The sequence below is a fragment of the Baekduia sp. genome (assembly GCF_035685985.1).
Classification (GTDB): domain Bacteria; phylum Actinomycetota; class Thermoleophilia; order Solirubrobacterales; family Solirubrobacteraceae; genus Baekduia.
Window position 1 is genome coordinate 125,125 of sequence record NZ_DASRZV010000004.1, and the last position, 20,464, is coordinate 145,588.

At 76.8% G+C, this 20,464-nt stretch carries 20 protein-coding genes; 13 read left to right on the forward strand and 7 right to left on the reverse strand.

Annotated features, from left to right (window positions below; genetic code table 11):
* Position 1: 1 nt before the first annotated feature.
* Genes VFG42_RS01375 through VFG42_RS01420 form a run of 10 tightly spaced genes read left to right on the forward strand, consistent with a single transcriptional unit; the run spans position 2 to position 9,291 of the window.
* A complete protein-coding gene (locus VFG42_RS01375) occupies positions 2–829 on the forward strand; it encodes a NifU family protein (RefSeq protein ID WP_324904446.1) in 828 nt (275 codons plus the stop codon).
* The gene (locus VFG42_RS01380; protein ID WP_324904448.1) at positions 826–1,473 is read left to right on the forward strand and encodes a DUF5947 family protein; all 648 of its coding nucleotides are present in this window, start codon (positions 826–828) and stop codon (positions 1,471–1,473) included. Before VFG42_RS01375 ends, VFG42_RS01380 begins: the two co-directional genes overlap by 4 nt.
* On the forward strand, positions 1,470–2,138 hold the full coding sequence (locus VFG42_RS01385) for a DUF6084 family protein (RefSeq protein WP_324904450.1): 669 nt from the start codon (positions 1,470–1,472) through the stop codon (positions 2,136–2,138). Before VFG42_RS01380 ends, VFG42_RS01385 begins: the two co-directional genes overlap by 4 nt.
* Positions 2,135–3,232 (forward strand): hypothetical protein, encoded by a 1,098-nt coding sequence (locus VFG42_RS01390; protein WP_324904452.1) that lies wholly within the window; start codon positions 2,135–2,137, stop codon positions 3,230–3,232. Before VFG42_RS01385 ends, VFG42_RS01390 begins: the two co-directional genes overlap by 4 nt.
* Entirely contained in the window at positions 3,229–3,747 is a 519-nt protein-coding gene (locus tag VFG42_RS01395) for a hydrogenase maturation protease (RefSeq protein WP_324904454.1), read from the forward strand. Before VFG42_RS01390 ends, VFG42_RS01395 begins: the two co-directional genes overlap by 4 nt.
* A gap of 4 nt (positions 3,748–3,751) precedes the next feature.
* Positions 3,752–4,105 carry a hydrogenase maturation nickel metallochaperone HypA gene (gene hypA, locus VFG42_RS01400; RefSeq protein ID WP_324904456.1) on the forward strand — a complete coding sequence of 118 codons (354 nt, stop codon included), beginning with the start codon at positions 3,752–3,754 and terminating at the stop codon, positions 4,103–4,105.
* Complete coding sequence (hypB, locus tag VFG42_RS01405) at positions 4,093–4,791, forward strand: hydrogenase nickel incorporation protein HypB (RefSeq protein ID WP_324904458.1); 699 nt, start codon at positions 4,093–4,095, stop codon at positions 4,789–4,791. The genes hypA and hypB overlap by 13 nt, the downstream gene beginning before the upstream one ends.
* On the forward strand, positions 4,788–5,912 hold the full coding sequence (locus tag VFG42_RS01410; RefSeq protein ID WP_324904460.1) for an SIS domain-containing protein: 1,125 nt from the start codon (positions 4,788–4,790) through the stop codon (positions 5,910–5,912). Before hypB ends, VFG42_RS01410 begins: the two co-directional genes overlap by 4 nt.
* A complete protein-coding gene (hypF, locus tag VFG42_RS01415; protein ID WP_324904462.1) occupies positions 5,909–8,260 on the forward strand; it encodes a carbamoyltransferase HypF in 2,352 nt (783 codons plus the stop codon). The genes VFG42_RS01410 and hypF overlap by 4 nt, the downstream gene beginning before the upstream one ends.
* On the forward strand, positions 8,260–9,291 hold the full coding sequence (locus tag VFG42_RS01420; RefSeq protein ID WP_324904464.1) for a HoxN/HupN/NixA family nickel/cobalt transporter: 1,032 nt from the start codon (positions 8,260–8,262) through the stop codon (positions 9,289–9,291). The genes hypF and VFG42_RS01420 overlap by 1 nt, the downstream gene beginning before the upstream one ends.
* A 79-nt stretch (positions 9,292–9,370) precedes the next feature.
* On the opposite strand, the gene VFG42_RS01425 is transcribed toward VFG42_RS01420, so the two are convergent.
* Together VFG42_RS01425 and VFG42_RS01430 are read right to left on the reverse strand one after the other, a co-directional pair.
* Positions 9,371–12,202, reverse strand: a complete 2,832-nt coding sequence (locus VFG42_RS01425; protein ID WP_324904467.1) for a helix-turn-helix transcriptional regulator — start codon at positions 12,200–12,202, stop codon at positions 9,371–9,373.
* A gap of 76 nt (positions 12,203–12,278) precedes the next feature.
* Positions 12,279–13,022 (reverse strand): hypothetical protein, encoded by a 744-nt coding sequence (locus tag VFG42_RS01430; protein ID WP_324904469.1) that lies wholly within the window; start codon positions 13,020–13,022, stop codon positions 12,279–12,281.
* A 146-nt stretch (positions 13,023–13,168) separates the two neighbouring features.
* On the opposite strand from VFG42_RS01430, the gene VFG42_RS01435 reads away from it, so the two are divergent.
* The gene (locus VFG42_RS01435; RefSeq protein WP_324904471.1) at positions 13,169–14,191 is read left to right on the forward strand and encodes an arginine deiminase family protein; all 1,023 of its coding nucleotides are present in this window, start codon (positions 13,169–13,171) and stop codon (positions 14,189–14,191) included.
* Between the two features lie 28 nt (positions 14,192–14,219).
* Here VFG42_RS01435 and VFG42_RS01440 read toward each other — a convergent pair whose 3' ends face one another.
* Entirely contained in the window at positions 14,220–14,462 is a 243-nt protein-coding gene (locus VFG42_RS01440; RefSeq protein WP_324904473.1) for a hypothetical protein, read from the reverse strand.
* 61 nt (positions 14,463–14,523) lie between these two features.
* Between VFG42_RS01440 and VFG42_RS01445 the strand changes: the two genes are divergently transcribed.
* Positions 14,524–15,537 (forward strand): Crp/Fnr family transcriptional regulator, encoded by a 1,014-nt coding sequence (locus VFG42_RS01445; protein WP_324904476.1) that lies wholly within the window; start codon positions 14,524–14,526, stop codon positions 15,535–15,537.
* Here the strand turns inward: VFG42_RS01445 and VFG42_RS01450 are convergent.
* Both VFG42_RS01450 and VFG42_RS01455 read right to left on the reverse strand, forming a co-directional pair.
* A complete protein-coding gene (locus tag VFG42_RS01450) occupies positions 15,497–17,323 on the reverse strand; it encodes a CheR family methyltransferase (RefSeq protein ID WP_324904478.1) in 1,827 nt (608 codons plus the stop codon). The genes VFG42_RS01445 and VFG42_RS01450 overlap by 41 nt on opposite strands.
* On the reverse strand, positions 17,320–18,072 hold the full coding sequence (locus VFG42_RS01455; RefSeq protein ID WP_324904503.1) for a chemotaxis protein CheB: 753 nt from the start codon (positions 18,070–18,072) through the stop codon (positions 17,320–17,322). The genes VFG42_RS01450 and VFG42_RS01455 overlap by 4 nt, the downstream gene beginning before the upstream one ends.
* 177 nt (positions 18,073–18,249) lie before the next feature.
* Between VFG42_RS01455 and VFG42_RS01460 the strand changes: the two genes are divergently transcribed.
* Positions 18,250–18,696: a MarR family winged helix-turn-helix transcriptional regulator gene (locus VFG42_RS01460; protein WP_324904480.1), complete on the forward strand. Its 447-nt coding sequence runs from the start codon at positions 18,250–18,252 to the stop codon at positions 18,694–18,696.
* Positions 18,697–18,885: 189 nt separating this feature from the next.
* Here the strand turns inward: VFG42_RS01460 and VFG42_RS01465 are convergent, their stop codons facing one another.
* Both VFG42_RS01465 and VFG42_RS01470 read right to left on the reverse strand, forming a co-directional pair.
* Positions 18,886–19,422 (reverse strand): hypothetical protein, encoded by a 537-nt coding sequence (locus VFG42_RS01465; protein ID WP_324904482.1) that lies wholly within the window; start codon positions 19,420–19,422, stop codon positions 18,886–18,888.
* Positions 19,423–19,455: 33 nt separating this feature from the next.
* Positions 19,456–20,463: an SDR family oxidoreductase gene (locus tag VFG42_RS01470; RefSeq protein ID WP_324904484.1), complete on the reverse strand. Its 1,008-nt coding sequence runs from the start codon at positions 20,461–20,463 to the stop codon at positions 19,456–19,458.
* Position 20,464: the final 1 nt, after the last annotated feature.

Here is a 20,464-nt window from a genome sequence, read left to right on the forward strand (position 1 = left end):
GGTGGCGACCCCCGCGCCACCCGCCGTCGCCGAGCAGGCGCTGGTCGCCCGGGTGACCGAGCTGACCGAGCGCGCCGACGCGCTGCCCGACCCGCGGTCGCGGGCGCTGGCCGACGAGCTGGCGGCCGCGATCGTCCAGCTCTACGGCGAGGGCGTGGCGCGCCTCGCCGACGCGCTCGGCCCCGAGGCCGTCGCGGCGCTGGCCGCGCGCGACGACCTCGTCTCCGGCCTGCTGCTGATCCACGGCCTGCATCCGGTGCCGCTGGCCGAGCGGGTCCGGGCGGCGCTGGACGGCGTCCGGCCCTACCTGGCCTCGCACGGCGGCGACGTGGAGCTGCTCGGGATCGACGCCGAGGGCGTGGCGTCGCTGCGGCTGTCGGGCTCGTGCCGGGGCTGCGGCGCGTCGCAGACGACGCTGGAGCTGGCCATCGAGGCCGCGCTGGACGAGGCGGCGCCGGACCTCACCGGCCTGGACGTCGAGGGCGCGGTCGCGCCGCCGCCGCGGCGCGAGGCCGACGCCGGGCCCGACGTGGAGTGGGTGACGCTCGACGGCCTCGAGGCGCTGGGCCGCGGCGCGACCACGGGCGCGGCCGGGTTGTTGGTGGCCAACGTCGCGGGCACGCTGCTGGCCTACCGGGACGCGTGCGCGGCCTGCGGCGCGGCGCTGACCGACGGCGTCCTGCTCGGCGGCCGGCTGACGTGCGCGTCCTGCGGCACGACGTTCGACCTGCCGCGCGCGGGCCGCTGCGTCCGCGACGCCACGCTCCAGCTGCGGCCGGTCCCGCTGCTGCGCAACGGCGGCCCCGTCCGGGTGGCGCTCGCGCCATGAGCGCCGGCGCCGCGCACGGGCTGCGCCGGATGGCGGCGTGGGCGGCGGCGCCCACGCCGCCGCCTCCCGCCGCCGGCCCGGAGCCCGCGGCGCGCGCCCACTGCGAGCTGTGCCCCAACGGGCTGGGCGAGCACCACCGCCATCTCCTGCACCTCGAGCAGCGGCGCATCGTCTGCGTCTGCGAGACGTGCTGGTCGACGCGCTCCGGGGATCCCGAGCTCCGCCCGCCCGGCCAGCGCACGCTGTGGCTGGAGGACTTCCGGCTGCCCGATCACGTCTGGGCCGCGTTCCAGATCCCGATCGGCCTGGCCTTCCTGCTGCGCAGCAGCGTCAGCGGGACGGTCGTCGCGCTGTACCCGAGCCCGGCGGGCGCGACCGAGAGCGAGCCCGCGCCGGACGCGTGGGACGAGCTCGTGGCCGCCAACCCGGTGCTCGCGCGGCTGGAGCCCGACGCCGAGGCGCTGATCGTCGACCGCACGCGCGCGGGCGCGCCGCGCTACGCGATCGCGGGCATCGACCGCTGCTACGAGCTGGTCGGCCGGGTCAAGGCGGGGTGGTCGGGGATCGCCGGCGGCCCGGACGTGGGCGCGGCGATCGACGCGTTCTTCGACGACCTGCGCGCGCGGGCGGTGGTGGCGCCGTGAGCGTGGGCGCGCACGGCGCCGGGCCGGTGGCCGACGCGCGGGTCGACGATCCGGTCTTCACCGTGCTCGGCGTCGCGCCGGTGGAGCGCGGCCTGCTCCCCGGGCTGCGCTTCGACCTGCACCTCAGCGACCCGCTCGGCCGGCGCGTGCTCGTGCTCGCGCTGTCGGCGACGATCCGGATCGACCCCGCCCAGCGCGCCTACGACGACGCCACACGAGCCAGGCTGGTGGAGCTGTTCGGCGCGCCCGAGCGCTGGGCCGCGACGACGCAGGCCGTGCACTGGGCGACGACCGACGTCCTGCTCGACGGCTTCACCGGCGCCACGTCGTTCGCGCTGGACGTGCCGTGCGGCTACGACCTCGAGGTCTCGGCGACCAAGTACCTGTACTCGCTGCCCGGCGGCGTCGCGCCGCTGACGTTCCTGTTCACCGGGACCGTCCTGTACGCCGGCCCGGAGGACCGGCTGCAGGTCGCGCCGGTGCCGTGGAGCGCGCTGGCGCGCTGGCGGATGCCGGTGGAGGCGTTCCGGCGCGCGTTGGCCGAGCACTACCCGGGCGGCGGCTGGGTGCGGCTGAGCACCGAGACGCTCGACGCGCTCGCCGCGCGCAAGGCCGACCGCGGCGACCACACCTTCGACGCGACCGTGAGAGGGCTCCTGGCATGACCGTCACCCAGCTCGACGCGCTGGTCGACACGCTGCTGTGGGAGGGCCACCAGCTCTACCCCTACACGCCCAGCGCGACCAAGAACCTGACGCCGACCCCGTTCGGGATCGTCTACCCGCCGGCCTACGCGGCCGGCAGCCCGCACCGGTTCGCGCGCAGCCGGGTGCAGGCGATCGCGGCCGGGACCGACGACGTCTCGGTGGAGCTGCACTGCCTGGTGGACGGGGAGGAGCGGACGGCCGCGGTCGGGGCGCCGGGGGAGGAGGCGGCGCTGGCCTTCGGCGGCGTGCGCGGCGTGCTGACGCTGGACGTCGAGCGCTTCGACGGCGGCCTGCGGCGCGTCACGGCGGAGGTGGCCAACACCACCAAGCTGCTCCTCGACGCGGAGGCGCTGACCCGCGCGCAGGCGCTGGACCGCTCGCTGCTGTCGGTGCACCTGGTCGTCCGCTGCGCGGCGCCCGGCCGCTTCTTCTCGCCGGTCGACCCGCCGCCCGAGGCCGCCGCGGCGGTCATGGCGTGCGTGTCGGTCAACACCCATCCGGTGCTCGCCACGCCCGCCGACGACGCGGTCCTCGGCGCCGCGATCTTCCTGCCCGACCACCCGCGGCTGGCGCCCGAGAGCCGCGGGTCGCTGTTCGACGCCACCGAGATCGAGGAGGCGCTCGTCCTGCACGTCGCGGCGCTGAGCGACGCCGAGCGGGCGGAGCTGGCCGACGCCGACCCGGCCGTCCGGGCGATGCTGGCGCGCGCCGCCGCGGCGGCGACGCCGAACGACATCATGGCCTTGCACGGCCGCGTGACGCTCGGCGACCCGGCCCCGGCGCCCGCGCGGGAGGTCCGCGGCGAGGAGCGGGTCGTCGCCGACGGCCGCACGTTCGTCCGCGGCCAGCACGTCGTGCTGCGCCCGGGCCCGCGCCGCGGCGCCACCGACCACCTGCTCGCCGGGCGCCGGGCGACCGTCGAGCGCATCTACGTCGACTACGACGACGACGTCCACCTCTGCGTGACGATCGACGACGACCCCGGCCAGCAGCTCATGCGCGACATCGGCCGGTACCTGTACTTCAAGCCCGACGAGGTGGAGGCACCATGACGACCGCCCGGCAGCCGGAGAAGCAGATCCTCGTCGCGGGCGTCGGCAACGCCTGGCTGCGCGACGACGCGTTCGGCGGCGCGTGCGCGCGGCGCCTGGCCGCCGCGGGCGTCCCCGACGGCGTCACCGTCATGGACTTCGGGACCGGCGGCCTGGACCTCGCCTACGAGCTGATGCGCGGCTACGACGCGCTGGTGCTGCTGGACGCCACCCGCCAGGGCGGCGAGCCGGGCACGTTGTACGTGGTCGAGCCCGACATGGAGGCCTTGCGGCGCCCGATCGAGGACGGCGAGGCCATCGACCCGCACGGGATGGACCCGCGGACGGTCCTGCGCTTCGTCGGGGCGATCGGCGGGTTCAACGGCCGCGTCGTCGTCGTCGGGTGCGAGCCCGGAGCGGTCGACGACGTCGGCCTGGGCCTGACGCCCGCGGTCGCGGGCGCCGTGGATCGCGCGCTGGCGCTGGTCGGCGAGACGCTCGACGAGCTGCGCGCCGAAGCGGCCCACCCGCGCTGAGGCCATGCACGAGTTCTCGATCGCCTCCGCCGTCGTCGCGACCGCCGTCAAGCACGCCGACGGCCGGCGGGTGACGGTCGTGTCGCTGCGGCTCGGGGCGCTGCGCCAGGTCGTGCCCGACGCGCTGGCCTTCGCGTTCGAGATCTGCGCGCGCGAGACCCTCTGCGAGGGCGCGCGGCTGGAGTGGGAGGAACTTCCGGCGCGGGTGCGCTGCGCGCCGTGCGACCGCGTGTCGACGCTGGCGCGGCTGCCGCTGCGCTGCCCGGCGTGCGGCGGCGGGGACGTGGCGGTCGTCGGGGGCGAGGAGCTGGAGGTCGAGTCGATCGAGGTCGAGGAGGGAGCCGCATGCACCGTGTGAGGGTGCGCGTCGCCGAGGACGCGCTGGACGCCAACGCGACGATCGCCGCCGCCAACCGCGCGGACTTCGAGCGCGCCGGCGTGACCGTCGTCAACCTGATGAGCGCGCCGGGATCGGGCAAGACCACCATCTTGGAGCGCGTCCTGGCCGACGGCTCCACGATCGGGCGCGGCGTGCGGGTCGGGGTGCTGGAGGGCGACGTGCAGGGCAGCCTGGACGCCGACCGCCTCGCGGACCTCCACGTCCCGGTCGCGCAGCTGGACACCGGCCACGGGTTCGGCGGCGAGTGCCATCTGGACGCCAACATGGTGCGGTCGGCGCTGCCGCTGCTGGACCTCGAGGCGATCGACCTGCTGATCGTCGAGAACGTCGGCAACCTCGTCTGCCCGGCGGAGTTCCGGATCGGCGAGGACGCGCGCGTCATGGTGTCCTCGGTCGCCGAGGGCGAGGACAAGCCGCTCAAGTACCCGTTGATGTTCCGCACGTGCGAGCTGGTCGTCGTCAACAAGCTCGACCTGCTGCCCCACGTCGACTTCGACCTCGACAAGTTCCTGTACCACTTGGATGCCGTCCATCCGGGCGTCGCGCACGTGGAGGTCAGCGCGCGCACGGGGGAGGGCGTCGACGTGCTGCGGTCGTGGCTGGCGGCGCTGCCCGACCGGGCGGGCAGGAGCGCGCTCGGGTGACCGCGTCGGCCTCCGCACCGGCCGCGGGCGAGCGCTACTTCGCGGAGCAGGCGCCGCGGCTCGCGGAGCTCTGCCACCGCCTGTCGGAGCGCTTCGCCGACGGTGGGCGGCTGGTGGCGTTCGGGGCGGGGGAGGTCGAGCGCTCCGACGCGCGCCACGTCGCCGTCGAGTTCGTCCATCCGGTGATCGTCGGCAAGCGCGCGCTGCCCGCGCTGGCCGTCGAGCCCGGCGACGTGGCGTTGCTGGCGCGGCCCGAGGACGTCGCGATCGCCTTCGGCGGCGGCGCGGCGATCGCCCGCGCGGTCGCCGTCGCGCGCGAGCGCGGGTGCCTGACGGTCGCCTTCGTCGACGACGCCGGCGCCGAGTGGGCGTTCGTCCCGCCGACCGCCGACCCGTTCGTCGCCCAGGAGCTGGTCGAGACGACCTACCACGTGCTGTGGGAGCTCGTGCACGTGTTCTTCGAGCATCGCTCGCGCGCCGGCCGCGACGCGGGCGCGTCGAGCTTCCTGTACCCGTTCCTGGCCACGGGCGCCGACCACGGCCAGGACCTCGAGGCCGTGCTGGCCGACGTCGCGGCCTCGGTGCTGGCCAAGGGGCGCGAGACCGCGGCGCTGCGGGCCCAGACCGTCGAGGAGGGCGCCGCGACGCTGGCCGCGGCGGCCGCCGCGCTGCGGTCCCGGCTGGACGGCGGCGGCCTCGTGCTCGCGCTCGGCAACGGCGGCTCGGCGACCGACGCGATGGACGCGGTCGCCGACCTGCGCGCGGGCGGGCGCCGCGCGCTGGACCTGACGGCCGACCCCGCGATCCTGACCGCGATCGCCAACGACGTCGGGACCGAGGCGATCTTCGCCCGGCAGGTCATCGCCTACGGGTCGGTCGGCGACGCGCTGCTGGCGTTCTCCACCAGCGGCAACTCCACCAACGTGATCGCCGCGCTGGCCGAGGCGCGGCGGCGCGGGCTGCTGACCGTCGCGTTCGTCGGCTACGACGGCGGGCGCGTCCTGGCCGAGGGCCTGGCCGACCACGTCGTCGTCAGCCGCTCGGAGCACATCCCGCGCATCCAGGAGGCGCAGGCGACCGCGTGGCACGTCCTGCGCGCATCGACCGAGGGGGCGCGATGACCGGCGCCGTCGCCACCGGGCGGCGCCGGCGCGTGCGCGTGCACGTCGAGGGGACGGTGCAGGGCGTCGGCTTCCGGCCCTACGTGCACCGGCTCGCGCACGCGTTCGCGCTCGACGGCCGCGTCGGCAACGACGCGCGCGGCGTGGTGCTCGAGGTCGAGGGCGACCCGGCGGCGGTCGCGGCGTTCCTGCGGCGCCTGCCGCGCGAGCTGCCGCCGCTGGCGCGCGTCGACGGCATGCACGTGGTCGACGTCGCGCCCGGCGGCGACGCGGGCTTCGCGATCGTCGCCAGCGAGCACGGCGCCCGGCCCGACGCGTCCGTGACGCCCGACGCGGCGACCTGCGACGCCTGCCTGCGCGAGCTGCGCGACCCCGCCGACCGCCGCTTCCGCCACCCGTTCATCTCGTGCACCGACTGCGGGCCGCGGTTCACGATCGTGCGCGGCGTGCCCTACGACCGGCCGCTGACGACGATGGCGGGCTTCGCGATGTGCGCCGCGTGCCGCGCGGAGTACGACGATCCCGGCGACCGGCGCTTCCACGCCCAGCCGATCGCCTGCCCGGACTGCGGGCCGCGCCTGGCGCTGCTCGGCGCCGCGATCGGCGACGCGCGCGACCCGGTGCGGGCCGCCGCGCGGCTGATCGCCGACGGCGCGATCGTCGCGGTCAAGGGCCTGGGCGGCTACCACCTGGCCTGCCGCGCCGACGACGAGGCGGCGGTCGCCGCGCTGCGCGCGCGCAAGCGCCGCGAGGACAAGCCGTTCGCGCTGATGGCCGCCGACGTGGACGGCGCCCGCGCGCTGGTCGTCCTGGACGCCGCCGAGGAGGCGCTGCTGCGCGGGCCGGAGCGGCCGATCGTCCTGGCCGCGCGGCGTCCCGGCGCGCGCGTGGCGGAGGCGGTGGCGCCGTGGGCGCGCGAGCTGGGGGTGATGCTCCCGTACACGCCGCTGCACCACCTGCTGCTGGCCGACGGCGGCGGCGCGCCGCTCGTGCTGACCAGCGGCAACGTCTCCGACGAGCCGATCGCCTACCGCGACGCCGACGCGCGCGAGCGCCTCGCGCCGATCGCCGACGCGTTCCTCGTCCACGACCGCCCGATCCACACGCGCGTCGACGACGGCGTCGCGCGCGTGGCGGCGGGGCGGGCCCGGCTGATCCGGCGCTCGCGCGGGCACGTGCCGGCGTCGCTGGCGCTGCCGCTGCCGGGCGGTCGCGCGGGCGCGGGCGCGGGCGCGAGCGCGCTGCTGGCCTGCGGGGCCGACCTGAAGAGCACGTTCTGCGTCGCGCGCGACGGCCGCGCGTGGGTGAGCCACCACCTCGGCGACCTCGGCGACGCGGCGACGCGGGCGTCCTACCGCGAGGGCGTCGCGCACTTCGAGCGGCTGTTCGCGGTCGCGCCGCGCGCGATCGCCCACGACCTCCATCCCGACTACGCCTCGACGGCCTACGCGCTGGCGCGCGCCGACCGCGAGGGCCTGCCGCTGGTCGGCGTGCAGCACCACCACGCCCACCTCGCCGCGTGCCTGGCCGAGCACGGGGTCGACGGCGTGGCGGTCGGCGCGATCTACGACGGCAGCGGCCACGGCGACGACGGGACGGTCTGGGGCGGCGAGCTGCTGGTCGGCGACGCGCGCGGCTACGTGCGCGCCGGGCACCTGCGGCCGGTGCCGCTGCCCGGCGGCGACCGCGCGGTGGCCGAGCCGTGGCGGATGGCGTGCGCGTGGCTGCGGGACGCGGCGCGGCCCGCCGCCGACGACGACACCGCCGACGGGGCGCCGCCCGGGCTGCCGCCCGCCCTCGTCGGCGCGGTCGATCCGCGGCGCTGGGCCGACGTCGCGCGGCTGGCGCGCAGCGGCCTGGCCTCGCCGCCGACCACCAGCGCCGGACGCCTGCTGGACGCCGTCGCGGCGCTGTGCGGCGTGCGCGCGACCGTGCGCTACGAGGGCCAGGCCGCGATCGAGCTGGAGGCGCGCGCCGACCGGGCCGAGCGCGGCGCCTACGCCTTCGCGCTCGGCGACGACCTCGTCCTCGACCCGCGCCCGGCGATCCGGGCGGCCGCGCGCGAGCTGGCCTCCGGCGTCGCCGTCGGCGTCGTCTCGGCCCGCTTCCACCGCGGGCTGGCGGCGGCGACCGCCGCGGCCTGCGCCCGCGCCGCGCGGCAGGCCGGCACCGAGGTCGTCGTCCTCTCGGGCGGCGTGTTCCAGAACCGGCTGCTGCTGGAGGGCACGCACGCCGCGCTCGCCGCGCGCGGCCTGCGCGTCCTCGCGCCCGAGCGGCTGCCGTGCAACGACGGCGGCATCGCGTACGGTCAGGCGGTGGTCGCGGCGAGCCGGGAGGAGCGGAGCTGATGGTCGCGCGCGTGCGCGCCGCGCTGACGGCGGCCGAGTGGCGCCGCGCGGGGCTGCTGGCCGCGGTCGTCCTGGCGCTGCACGTCGTCGGCTTCGGGCTGCTGGTCGTGGCCGGGAGCCCGCTGGGGGCGGGCGTCGGGATCACCGCCTACACCTTGGGCCTGCGGCACGCGTTCGACGCCGACCACATCGCGGCGATCGACAACACCACGCGCAAGCTCATGGGGGAGGGCCAGCGCCCGCTGAGCGTCGGCTTCTTCTTCTCGCTCGGGCACTCGACGGTCGTCTGCGCGCTCGGGATCGGCGTCGTGCTCGGCGTGCGCGGGCTGGGCGGCGCGGTCACCGACGACGGCTCGGCGCTGCACCGGACGGCCGGCGTCGTCGGCCCGCTGGTGTCGGGCTCGTTCCTGTTCGCGATCGGGCTGGCGAACCTCGCGATCCTTGTGAGCGTCATCCGGGTCTTCCGCGCGATGCGCGCGGGCGAGGTCGACGAGAGCGCGCTGGAGGAGCGGCTCCAGGCGCGCGGCTTCCTGAGCCGCGTGTGCGGCCGCGCGACCCGCGCGGTGCGCCGGCCGTGGCACATGTACCCGCTCGGGCTCCTGTTCGGCCTGGGCTTCGACACCGCCACCGAGGTCGCGCTGCTCGTCCTGGCCGGCGGCGCGGCGGCGGGCGGGATGCCGGTGTCGGCGATCCTCTGCCTCCCGATCCTCTTCGCGGCGGGCATGTCGCTGCTCGACACGCTCGACGGCGCGTTCATGAACTTCGCCTACGGCTGGGCCTTCTCGCGCCCGGTCCGCAAGATCTACTACAACATGACGGTGACCGGCCTGTCGGTCGCCGTCGCGTTGTTGGTGGGGTCGGTCGAGCTGCTGTCGGTGCTCGGCAGCCGGCTCGGGCTGTCGCTGGACCTCAACCTCGTCGGCTACGCCATCGCCGCGCTCTTCGCCGTGACCTGGGCCGCCGCGGTCGCGCTCTGGCGCCTGGGCCGCATCGAGGAGCGCTGGGCCGCGGCGGACGCGCGCAAGGGCTGACGGCGGCGCGAGCACGCGCAGCGGGACGACGAGCGCGAGCGGCGCGAGCGTCGCCATCGCGGCAGCCGCGATCGGTCGCTCAGCGCGCGGCGCGGCCGTCCAGCACGCCGGGCAGCTCCTGGCGCGACCGCACGCCGAGCGTGTCGTAGGCCGCCGCCAGGTGCGACTCGATGGTCTTGACGGTGAGGAACAGCGACTGGGCGATCTGGCGGTTGGTCATCCCGCCGGCCGCCAGCTCGACCACGCGGCGCTGGCTGGGCGTCAGCGACCCGACGCCGATCGGCGTGTAGCCGCGTGCGCGCTCGCCCGTCGCCGCCAGCTCGTCGAACGCGTGCTTGGCCAGGCCGGTCGCGCCGCAGCGGCGGGCCAGCTCCAGCGCCTCGCGCAGCGGCGGGCGGGCGTCGACGTCGCGGCGGGCGCGGCGCAGCGCGGCGCCGAGGTCGGCCAGCGCCTCGGCGCGCACGAGCCGCGCGGGGGAGCCGTCGAGGACCGCGACCGCCTCCTGGAGCGTCGCCAAGCGCTCGGCCGTCGCGCCGTCGACCGTCATCGCCCGGACCCGCAGCGCGCGCGACAGCAGCGTCGGCGCCCCGAAGCGCCGGGCGTGCTCCAGCGCGGCGTCCGCGCGCGGCCGGGCGCGCTCGACGTCCCCGGCGGCGGCCAGCGCGCGCGCCGCGAGGATCCGCGCCGGCGGGGCGGGCAGGCCGATGACGCCCCAGGCGGCGGCCAGGCGCTCCAGCGTGACGAAGTCGGCGGCCGCGTCGGCGAAGCGTCCCCGCGCGAGGCGCAGCAGCCCGCGCGGGAAGAGCCCGATCGCGACCCAGACCGCGTCCGGCAGCTCGCCGAGCATCCCCGCCGCCTCCAGCTCGGCCTCGGCCGCGTCCTCCTCGCCGCGTTGCACGAGCAGCGCGGCGAGCACCGCCTGCAGCGGGCGCAGCGAGAAGCGCAGCCCGCCGAGCCGGGCGACGTCGAGCGCCTGCCGGACGTCGGCCTCCGCCTCGGCGAGGTCGCCGTAGCCCCATGCCACCAGGCCGCTCATCCACCACGCGGCGATCAGCTCCGGCGTCGCGCTGCGCCGGCGGGCGTGCGCGAGCGCCTGGTCCATGCCGCGGCGCGCGGCGTCGAGCTCGTCGGCGACGATCAGCGAGAGCACCGCGCGCCCCGGCGCGAACAGCTCGGGCTGCTCGACGAAGATCCGGGCGTCGCGGGCCAGCGCGAGCCGCGCCGCGTCGGCGGCCTCGGCGGCGGTGCCGTCGTAGACGTGCCACTCCGACGCCAGCGCCGCGGCGAGGCGGCCGCCGGCGCTGTCGGGCGCGAGCGCGTCGAGGTAGGGGCGCAGCCGCGTGCGCCCGACCGGCAGCGGGCGCCAGCCGATCGCGCCCAGCTGCGCCTCCAGGCGGAACGCGCGCTCGGCCTCGCCGCGCGCGACCGCCACGTCGATCGCCCGCACCAGCAGCTTGATCGCGTCGCGTGACTGATCGCTGAGGACCATCCACGTGCTGATCGGGTTCGCCCAGCGGACGAGCAGCGCCGGGTCGTCCTCCAGCGCGGCCAGCAGCTCGGGCTCGATCGCCGCCAGCAGCGCGGCGTCCGAGCCGCGGATCCCGGCGGTGATCAGCGTGCCGAGGATCGCCGGGCGCAGGTCGTCGGGCGCGGGCTCGCGCAGCGCGCGCGTCAGGTAGGCGCTCGCGGCGCTCGGCGCGCCCTCGGCCAGCGCGGCGCGGGCGGCGTCCAGGAGCGTCCGCGCCGTCGCGCGGTCGCCGCGGGGCTCGGTCGCGGCGAGGTGGGTCGCCAGCCGCTGCGGGCTCGCGCCGCGCTCGCGGAGCAGCGCGACCGCGCGCGCGTGGGCGGCGGTGCGCTCGCCGATCGGCCGCTCGGCCTCCAGCGCGGTGCGCACGAGCGGGTGGGTGAAGCGCGGCGCGAGGTCGTGGTCGAGGATCGCGGCGGCGCGCAGCTCGTCGGCGGCCGCCCGCACGTCGGCCTCGCCGAGGCCGGTCAGGCCGGCGACCAGCGGCCCGTCGGCGCCGTCGCCGAGGATCGCGACGGCGCGGGCGACGTCGCGCGCGGCGGGCGAGAGGCGGCCGAGGCGCAGCCCGACGGTGCGCGCGACCCGCTCGGGGACGGTCGCGCGCACGCGCGCGACCTGCTCGGCGGCCGGGTCGATCGCCTCGGCGGCCAGCGTGCGCGCCAGCTCGCCCAGCAGGAACGGGTTGCCGCCGCTGACCTCGTGGCAGGTCGCGGCGAACGCGCCGGCGGGCGGGCGCCGGAGCGTGTCGGCCAGCAGCGCGGCCGCGCCCTCCGGGCTCAGCGGCCGGGGGACGAGCCGCCGGGCGGCGGGGTCGGTGACGATCCGCGCGAGCGTCGGCTCGGCGCCCGGCTCGTCGGGACGGCACGCGACCGCGAGCAGGACCGGCAGCTCCTCCAGGCGCGGCGCGAGGAAGGCCAGCAGGTCCAGCGACGCGGCGTCGGCCCAGTGCGCGTCGTCGACGGCGAGCAGCAGCGGTTGGCGCTCGGCCAGCGCGGCGGTCAGCCAGTAGAGGGCGTGCAGGACGGCGAACGCGTCGGCGGGTGGCTCGGCCTCGCCCCGTGCGAGGCCGAGCGCGCCGCGCGCCGGCGCGACCGCGCCGTCGTCCAGCAGCGCGTCGCGCTCCTCCGCGTTCAGGGCCGCCGGCGCGGGCGCGAACAGCTGGCGCGCCAGCGCGAAGGGGAAGCCGCGCTCCAGCTCGGTCGCCCGGGCCGTCAGGACCCGGAGGCCGGCCGCGCGCGCCGCGTCGCGCGCGGCGTGCAGCAGCCGCGTCTTGCCCAGGCCCGCGGGGGCCTCGATCACGACGAGGCGGCCGGCGCCCGCGCCGGCCTCCGCGGCCAGCGCGCCGATCGCCGCCAGCTCGGCCTCACGCTCCAGCAGCTCGCTCACGCGCGGGACGTTATAGACACACCCCTGGTGTCGGGGCGTCCACGCCCGCGCGTGAGCGGCGCCGGTGGGCGGTGGCCTACTTGGTGCAGGAGATCCGGCCGGTGCCCACGTTCGCTGCGGTCTGGTCGCCCGAGGTCGTGTGCGCGGTCACCTGGTACTTCCAGCCGCCGCTCGGGCACGCGGTGCTGGAGATGTAGTCCTTGGCGTAGCGCTTGCCGCCGATGTTCAGCTTGATCCGGTTCAGCGCGAGCGGGATGCCGGCGACGATCTGCAGGTCGTGCGGGACGGCCACGGACTCCATGTGGCCCCACGGGCCGCTGCTGAAGCGCGTGGAGTGGACGACGAGCGTGTCGCGGATCCGCGCGGGGCGGTTCAGCGTCGCGTAGGCGAAGGTGGTGTTCGCGCCGCCGTTGACGAAGACGACCTTCAGGCGGGCGGCGACCGTGTCCGCGTGGCCGGTGGCGACGGCCGTGCCCATGATCGACTCCTTGGGGCATCGCCGCGGGCCGCCGTGGTCCAGCGTGGCCTTCGTGCACTTCACGAAGTGCTCGCCGTGCCAGTCGATGCCGGGGGCGGTCCGGATCTCGATGGCCGTGACGACCGGCGGGTCGATGTCCTCCGGGAACAGCAGCTCCGCCTCGGCGCGGATCGACAGGCCGCGCGGATGGGCCGGCGTGCCGGCCTTGCTCGGCGTGGCGGTCGCGCTCGATCGGATGCTGATCTGGGCGCTGTCCTGGGCGATCGCCGGCACGACGACGACCGCCGCCGCGCCGGCGACGACCGCGTAGCCGAGCAGGAGATGCGTGGTCTTGATGGGCATGGCGCGAGTCTCCGACGCCCGCGCCGCCGCCGCCACGGGGGCGGCACCCTGAAGTCGACCCTGATCCATGCATGCGCGCCGGCCTCGGCGGGGCAGCCTTGTCGGACCCCCGAGCAGGAGCTGCGCGCGATGCGAGCGACCCCGCGATGTCCGTGACCTCCGTCCGATCGGCGCCGCCGCCGGCGCTCGGCGTCGGCTCGGACGTCGACCCGCTCCTCGCGGTGCTCGTGCACCGACCGGGGCCGGAGGTCGCCGCCGTCGCCGAGGCCGATCCGGAGCGGGCGCTGTTCGCGTCCGCGCCGGACCCGGAGGGCGTCCGCCGCGCGCACGACGTCCTGACCGCGACCCTGCGCGACCACGGCGTCGAGGTGCTGCTGCTCGAGGACCTGCTCCGGGACGTCCACGGCGCGGCGTTCGCGCGCGACGCGGCGCCCGCGCTCGCGTCGCTGCCCAACCTCATGTACGTGCGCGACACGTCGGTCTGGGTCGGCGCCTGCGCGGTGCCCGCCACCATGCGCGAGCCGGTCCGCCGCGGCGAGGGCCCGCTGCTGGACGCGGTCTACCGGCGCCACCCGCGCTTCGCCGGCGCGACCGTGCGCGCGCCGTCGCGGTCGCCGGTCGAGGGCGGCGACGTCCTGCCGGTCGGCGACGGGCGCGTGATGGTCGGGATCTCCGAGCGGACCGGCGTCGCCGGCGCGCTGCTGCTGACGACATGGCTGCTCGTCCACGCCGGGATCGACGAGGTGATCACGCTGGAGCTGCCCGCCGGCGCGGCGTTTCACCTCGACCTCGTGCTCTCGATGGTCGACCACCACACCTACGCGGTGTGGGCGCCGGTGCGCGATCGGGTGCGCGCGCACCGCTGGCACGTCTGCCGCGACGGCTTCGTCAGCGGCGCGCTCGTGGACGACCCGTGGCACGGCCTGCGCGTGCTGGAGATCCCCGGCGAGGACGCCCGCGACCACGGCCGTCCCCGGGACCACGGGACCAACCTGCTGGCGATCGCCCCGGGCACGGTCGTCGCCTACGCGGACGACGCGCGCGCCAACGAGCGGCTGCGCCGCGCGGGCGTCGAGGTCCTCGAGGTCCCGGCCGGCGACCTGGCGGCGGGCCGCGGCGGGCCGCGCTGCCTGACCTGCCCGGTCGCCCGCGCGAGCGCCCCGCGCTGATCGCGTCGCGCCGCCGGCGCGCGGGGCGTCAGCCGCGCTCGGGCGCGTGCCGGTCGGCGTGCGCGCGCTGCGCGGCGGCGGCGTCGCGGTGGAACCGCGCGGCGTCCGCGTGCATGCCGGCCTCGCGCTCGTGCAGCGCCCGCGTGCGCTCGTCCCGCGCCTCGGCGGCCTCCTGCCGGGCCAGCACCTCGCGCTCCTCGGCGTGCTCCTGGCGCTCGCGCGCGGCCCGCTCCCGTCGTCGTGCCGCCTCGCCCAGCTCGCGATCGCCCATGCCCTCGGGCCTGCCCGCCCCGGGTTCGGCGCATGCCCGCGAGCGGGTAGGTGCCCAAGGGATGACCTCCACGGGCCCCGGTCGACCGCTGGTCCGGCTCCTCGACGTCGAGCCCGAGCTCGCCGCGCGCCTGCGCGAGGACGATCGCGCCGAGGCCCGCGAGCGCCTGCGCCTCAGCCGTCTCGACCTCCCCGCCGGCGAGCAGTGGCCCGCGCCGGGCGCGCGGCGCGGCGGCGCGTTCGGCGTCTTCGTCCTCGACGGCCTGCTGCTGGAGGAGACCCGGATCGCCGGCCGGCGCACCCAGCAGCTGCTCGGCGCGGGCGACGTGGCGCTGCTGGCGCCCGTCGACGCGCCCGGCTCCCTGGACGTCGACCTGCGCCTGGTCGCCGCGACCGAGTGCGTGGTCGCGCTGCTGGACGACCGCCTCCAGGCCCCGTTCGCGCTCTGGCCGGGCCTGGCGCTCGGCCTGCTGGAGCGCGCCGGCCGGCGCCTGGCGCGCAGCGCCGCGCAGGTCGCGATCGCCCAGATGCCGCGCGTCGAGGATCGGCTGGAGGCCACGTTCTGGGACCTCGCCGACCGTTGGGGCCGCGTGACGCCGTCGGGGATCCACATCCCCCTGCAGCTCACCCACCAGACGCTGGCCCGGATCGTCGGCGGCCGCCGGCCGACGATCTCGCTGGCGCTGACCGCGCTGGCCGAGCGCGGGATCGTGACCCGGCTCCGCGACGGCTCGTGGCTGCTGGTCGCGCGGACGCCGACGCTGGCGCCCAACGACGCGGCGCCGGCGCCGATGGCGCCGATCGCGCGGACGCCCGAGCACCCGAAGGCGCCGGTCGTGGCGGTCGCCTGGCTGCCCCAGGCCCGCGACGAGCTGCTGGCCACCACGCGCCGGATCGGCAGCGAGCACGCGGCGACCGCGCGGCGCGTGGCCGCCGACCACGCGCGCTACGAGCAGACGCGGCGCGCCAGCGAGGCGCTGCGGCGCCGCACCGCGCGCGAGCGGCGCGAGCGCGAGGCCGACCGCGGGACGTGGGTCATCCCTGGTCGCGCTCCTGCTGCTCCATCAGGAGGATGACCCCGGACACCTCGTCGGGGCCGACGACCAGCGGCAGCGTCCGCACCGCGCAGTGGATCGCCCGGCCGCGACGGTTGGTCGCCTCCAGGACGGCCTCGCCGCGCCCGTCCACGCCGCGCAGCGCGTCGCGGATCCCGGTGCGCAGCTGGTCGACCGGCAACCCGATGTCCAGCCCGAGGAAGTGCCGGCCGACGGCCTCGTCGGCGCGCAGGCCCCACAGGTCCTCCGCGTGGCGGTTCCAGATCTGGACCGTCTGGCGCGCGTCGAGCACCGCGACCGCCAGCCCCATCGACGCCAGGATCGTCTCCAGGAACGCGTTGACCTCGTTGAGCTCCAGCGTGCGCGTGCGCAGCTCGTCGTTGATGGTCTCCAGCTCCTCGTTGGTGGACTGGAGCTCCTCGTTCATGGTCTCGAGCTCTTCGTTGGTCGTCTCGAGCTCCTCGTTGGTCGACTGGAGCTCCTCGTTGGTCGTCTCCAGCTCCTCGACCGTCGACTGCAGCTCCTCGTAGGCCTGCTCCAGCTCCCGCTTTGAGCCCTCCAGCTCGGTCCTCAGGCGCTCGGCGTCGGTGACGTCGGCGTAGGCGATGCTCGCGCCCTCCAACCGGCCGCCGACCAGCAGCGGCGTGATCCGGATGTTGAGGATCCGCGCGTCCTCGCCCTCCTTCGCCGTCCAGCGCACGCCGTCCAGCGGCACCGCGTGGTGGTCGGTGCGCAGGCGGTCGAGGTGGCTGCGCAGCTCCAGCGGCCGGTAGGACAGCTCGAGGTCCCGCAGCGGGCGCCCGACGTCGGCGGGCGTCAGCGAGAACAGCTCGCGCGCCTCGTGGTTGATCGCCACCAGCGCGCCGTCGCGGTCGACGACGACCTGCGGGGCCGGCCCGGCGTCCAGCGCGCCGTCGCGCAGCGAGGGGTGGGCCGGGGCGGGGGCCGGGCCGCCCGGGTGCGTGGCGAGCTGCGGGCGGTCGCGCATCGCGCCGCCGACGACCTTGCGGAAGACGCGCCGCCTGAGGTCGACCGGCTGGAACAGGTCTCCGTGGGTGATCAGCATCTCGGACTTGCCGAGGAACAGCACGCCGCCGTCGTCGAGGCTGAAGTGGAAGCGGCGCAGGATCTGAGCCTGGGTCTCCATGTTGAAGTACATCAACGTGTTGCGGCAGACCAGCAGGTCGATGCGCGAGATCGGCGCGTCCTGCACGAGGTCGTTGCGCCCGAAGATCACCGTGCGCCGCAGGTCCTGGCGGAAGACGTAGTGGCTGTCGTAGCGCTCGAAGTAGCGGTCCAGCGCCTCGCGCGGGACCGCGTCCACCGCCTTGGCCGAGTACGAGGCCTGGCGCGCGGTCTGCAGCGCCTCCTCGTCGACGTCGGTGGCGTAGATCTTCACGCGGTCGCGGTAGGCGGCGTCGCCGAGCACGTCGGCGAGCACCATCGCGATCGTGTAGGCCTCCTCGCCCGACGCGCAGCCCGCGCACCAGACGCGGATCGGCGCGTCGGCCGGCTTGCCGGCGATCACGCTGGGGAGGATCTCCGAGCGCAGGTGGTCCCACGTGGCCGCGTCGCGGAAGAACGCGGTCACGTTGATCAAGATCGTGTTGAACAGGAACGCGAGCTCGTCCTGGTGGACCTCGAGGTGGTCGAGGTAGGAGGCGTAGGTCTCGCAGCCGACCTCGTCCATCCGCCTGCGGATGCGGCGCTCCAGGCTGGAGCGCTTGTAGCCGGTGAAGTCGAAGCCGCGGTTGCGCTTGACGAAGTCCAGCAGCGCCTCCAGGTTGACCTCCGGAGCCGGCGTCACTCGGGGGCCTCCTGGCCGTTGGCGACGGTGGCGCGGGCCAGCTCGGTCAGCACGGCGGCGATCTCGTCGACCGGCAGCGCCGCGTCGACCGCGGTGGCCGCCATCGCGTTGGCGGGCATGCTCGGGTACTCGGCCTCGTCCGGGTCCTGCACGAGCGCGATGCCGCCGGCCCGCTTGATCTCCGCCAGCCCGAGCGTCCCGTCGTCGCGGGTGCCGGAGACCACGACGCCGCAGGCGCGCGCGCCGTAGGTCGCGGCGGCCGAGCGCATCAGCGGGTCGATCGCCGGGCGGTGGCCGTTCTCGCGCGGGCCGCGGCCGAGGACGACGTGGCCGCCCTGCACGAGCAGGTGGCGGTCGGGCGGCGCGACGATCACGCGGCCGTGCCCGAGCTCGATGCCGTCCGCGCCGCGCAGCACCTCCAGCGAGCAGACCCGGCCGAGGATCCGCGGCAGGACGCTCGTGCCCGTCGCCGCGACGTGCAGGACCACCAGGACGTCCGCGGCGAAGTCGGGCGGAAGGCCGGCCGCGATCGTCCGCAGGGGCTGAAGGCCTCCGGCGGACGCGCCGATCGCGATGACGTCGACGGCGGGTGAGGATGCGATGTCGCGCAGGAAAGGGACTGTACGCTCGCACCGGGGCCGATACCGACAGCTGGGCGCGAGCGGGCGACGGAGCCAGGTCGTCTTCGACCCCGCCGGCCCGCGGAGGCCTGAGCGCCCGCGCCGACGCGGCGGGGCCAGCGTCGTGATTCATTCATTCGGTCGCGGCATTCCGGGATGCGCGGCACCGCATGGCGGCGGCGAGCGCCCGGAGGCGGCCAGCGAATGAATGAATCACGACACCAGGCGGAGGCGCGCCGTCGCGGGCGGCGGCCGGGGAGGTTTGTACAGTTCAAACTGTACAGTTGATCTGAAGGACCGTCCGCCATGTCCGACCCGCCCGCCGTCCCGCCCACCGCCGTCCGCGCCGCCCACGAGCTGCGCGTCTGCCTCACGCGCCTGCGTCGCACGCTGCGCCGCGTCGCGGGGACGACGGACCTGACGCCGTCGCAGACCTCGGTCCTCAGCCGGCTGATGCACGACGGCCCGGCGGGCACCAGCGACCTGGCCGTCGCCGAGGGCGTGCGCCCGCAGTCGATGGCCGCGACGGTCGCGGCGCTGCGGGAGCGGGAGATGGTCGACCGGCGCCCGGACCCGACCGACGGGCGGCGGCAGCTGATCGCGCTGACCGACGCGGCGCACGCCTACGTCGCCGGCCACCGCCGGACCCGCGAGGAGTGGCTGGCCGTGCGGTTCGCCGAGCGCTTCACCGAGGCCGAGCGCGGGACGATCCTGCAGGCCCTGGAGCTGCTGACGCGGATCGAGGAGCGGTGAGCGAGGAGGCCTTCGACCGCCGCCTGCCGGCGCCGATGCCGCTCGGCGCGATCCTCAACCCGGTCAACTCCTCGATCATCGCGGTCTCGCGACACCTACGGCCCGCGGCCGCTGGACCTCGGGGGCACGGCGCTGGTGGGCGTGGCCGGCGTCGTCGGCGCGCCGGCGCCGTCGCCCACGAGCACACGCTCAGCCGGATCGTCCCGCGGATCGGGGAGCGGGGGACGACCGCGGAGGTCCGGGCGCTGCCGGCGTGACCGGCACGGGGTCGCCCGGCCCGGCGGCCATGAGGCCGTCGAACGCCGTGCACAGGCGCTCGTGCAGCGCGTCGTCGTCGCTCGCGGCGACGTGCCGCGCCCGGCCGCGCGCGGCGTGGTAGGGGAACAGCACGACGTACGTGCGCGCGAGGAGGTGGCGCGGCCCGTGCTCGGCGATCGCGGCGCCGATGCCCTGGGCGGCGATCCGACGGCGCGTCCGCTCCGAGACGTCGTCGTCGGCGGTGCCGACGGCGTCCGCCGCGAAGCGCTTGAGCGTCTGCCGGCGCTCGCTGTCCAGGCCGTCGTTGTAGCCGCGCAGCAGCGCCGCGACCACCGACGACACGCACGCCGGCCGGTCGGAGAAGCGCTCGCCCGACAGCATCGACGCGAGCTCCATCACGCACACGCCGCCCGCCGGTCCCTCGTGCGATCCCGCTTGGAGGCGAACGGTCTGATGGGAGGCGGTCATGGCGAGAACGGTCCTCGCGTGGCGGGTGGTCCGTCATCCCCCGTTGCGGGTGAAGGCGCCGGCCGCCACGGCGGCGCCGGCGGCGCCCGCGGCCGCGAACGCCGCCACGGCGGCGCGACGGTGCCGGGCCAGCGCGGCCTGGAGGCTGCGCGGATGCGCCTGCTCGTCGTAGGGCCCGTGCGCGCCGGCGTCGCCGGGCGGCGGCCCGTAGAGGTTGTCGGGACGGTCCGGATCGAGCGGCGTGTCGGTCAGCTGGCCACCGACCGCGGTCCGGGCCAGGTAGCGCTCGGCCGGCCACGGCGCCAGCCGGTTGCCCCAGATCGTGTAGACGGTCGGGACGCCGACCCAGACCTCGCGGCGACGGTGGTGGGCGGCCCAGTGGATCGCGTCGGCGGCGACCTCGGGCTGGTAGTAGGGCGCGACCGGGATCGACCGGGTCGGGAACCGGTTGCGGGCGTGCTGGAACTGCGGCGTGTTGACGCCGGGCAGCTGGACGGTCGTCAGGTGGACGTCGGAGCGCTGGTGGCGCAGCTCGCAGCGCAGCGACTCGAAGACGCCCTGGACGCCGTGCTTGGCGCCGCAGTAGGGCGCCTGCAGCGGGATGCCCTGGTAGGCCATCGCCGAGCCGACCTGGACGATCGTGCCGCGGTCGCGCCGGCGCATCCGCTTCAGCGCGGCCTGGATGCCCCAGATCGACCCGAAGTACGTGGTCTCGGTGGCGCGCCGGAACTCGTCGGGGCTGACGTCCTCCAGGAACGCGAAGACGGTGGCCATCGCGCTGTTGATCCAGATGTCGATCGGGCCCAGCGCGTCCTCGACGGCCTGGGCGGCGGCGTCGACGGCCTCGGCGTCGCCGACGTCCAGCGGCAGCACGAGCGCGCGGCCGCCGGCCTGCTCGACCTCGCGCCGCGCGCCCTCCAGGCCCTCGCGCCCGCGCGCGATCAGCGCCAGCGCGACGCCCGGGCCGGCGAAGCGCCGCACGGTGGCGCGGCCGATGCCGCTCGACGCGCCGGTGACGACGACGATCTCCTCGGATGCCATG

What these genes read in the sequence shown, in the direction of transcription:
- VFG42_RS01380 (WP_324904448.1), top strand. Translation starts at nt 826, where the DNA reads ATGAGCGCCGGCGCCGCGCACGGGCTGCGCCGGATGGCGGCGTGGGCG.
- VFG42_RS01390 (WP_324904452.1), top strand. Translation starts at nt 2,135, where the DNA reads ATGACCGTCACCCAGCTCGACGCGCTGGTCGACACGCTGCTGTGGGAG.
- VFG42_RS01395 (WP_324904454.1), top strand. Translation starts at nt 3,229, where the DNA reads ATGACGACCGCCCGGCAGCCGGAGAAGCAGATCCTCGTCGCGGGCGTC.
- hypA (WP_324904456.1), top strand. Translation starts at nt 3,752, where the DNA reads ATGCACGAGTTCTCGATCGCCTCCGCCGTCGTCGCGACCGCCGTCAAG.
- hypB (WP_324904458.1), top strand. Translation starts at nt 4,093, where the DNA reads ATGCACCGTGTGAGGGTGCGCGTCGCCGAGGACGCGCTGGACGCCAAC.
- hypF (WP_324904462.1), top strand. Translation starts at nt 5,909, where the DNA reads ATGACCGGCGCCGTCGCCACCGGGCGGCGCCGGCGCGTGCGCGTGCAC.
- VFG42_RS01420 (WP_324904464.1), top strand. Translation starts at nt 8,260, where the DNA reads ATGGTCGCGCGCGTGCGCGCCGCGCTGACGGCGGCCGAGTGGCGCCGC.
- VFG42_RS01430 (WP_324904469.1), bottom strand. Translation starts at nt 13,022, where the DNA reads ATGCCCATCAAGACCACGCATCTCCTGCTCGGCTACGCGGTCGTCGCC.
- VFG42_RS01435 (WP_324904471.1), top strand. Translation starts at nt 13,169, where the DNA reads ATGTCCGTGACCTCCGTCCGATCGGCGCCGCCGCCGGCGCTCGGCGTC.
- VFG42_RS01440 (WP_324904473.1), bottom strand. Translation starts at nt 14,462, where the DNA reads ATGGGCGATCGCGAGCTGGGCGAGGCGGCACGACGACGGGAGCGGGCC.
- VFG42_RS01445 (WP_324904476.1), top strand. Translation starts at nt 14,524, where the DNA reads ATGACCTCCACGGGCCCCGGTCGACCGCTGGTCCGGCTCCTCGACGTC.
- VFG42_RS01460 (WP_324904480.1), top strand. Translation starts at nt 18,250, where the DNA reads ATGTCCGACCCGCCCGCCGTCCCGCCCACCGCCGTCCGCGCCGCCCAC.
- VFG42_RS01465 (WP_324904482.1), bottom strand. Translation starts at nt 19,422, where the DNA reads ATGACCGCCTCCCATCAGACCGTTCGCCTCCAAGCGGGATCGCACGAG.
- VFG42_RS01470 (WP_324904484.1), bottom strand. Translation starts at nt 20,463, where the DNA reads ATGGCATCCGAGGAGATCGTCGTCGTCACCGGCGCGTCGAGCGGCATC.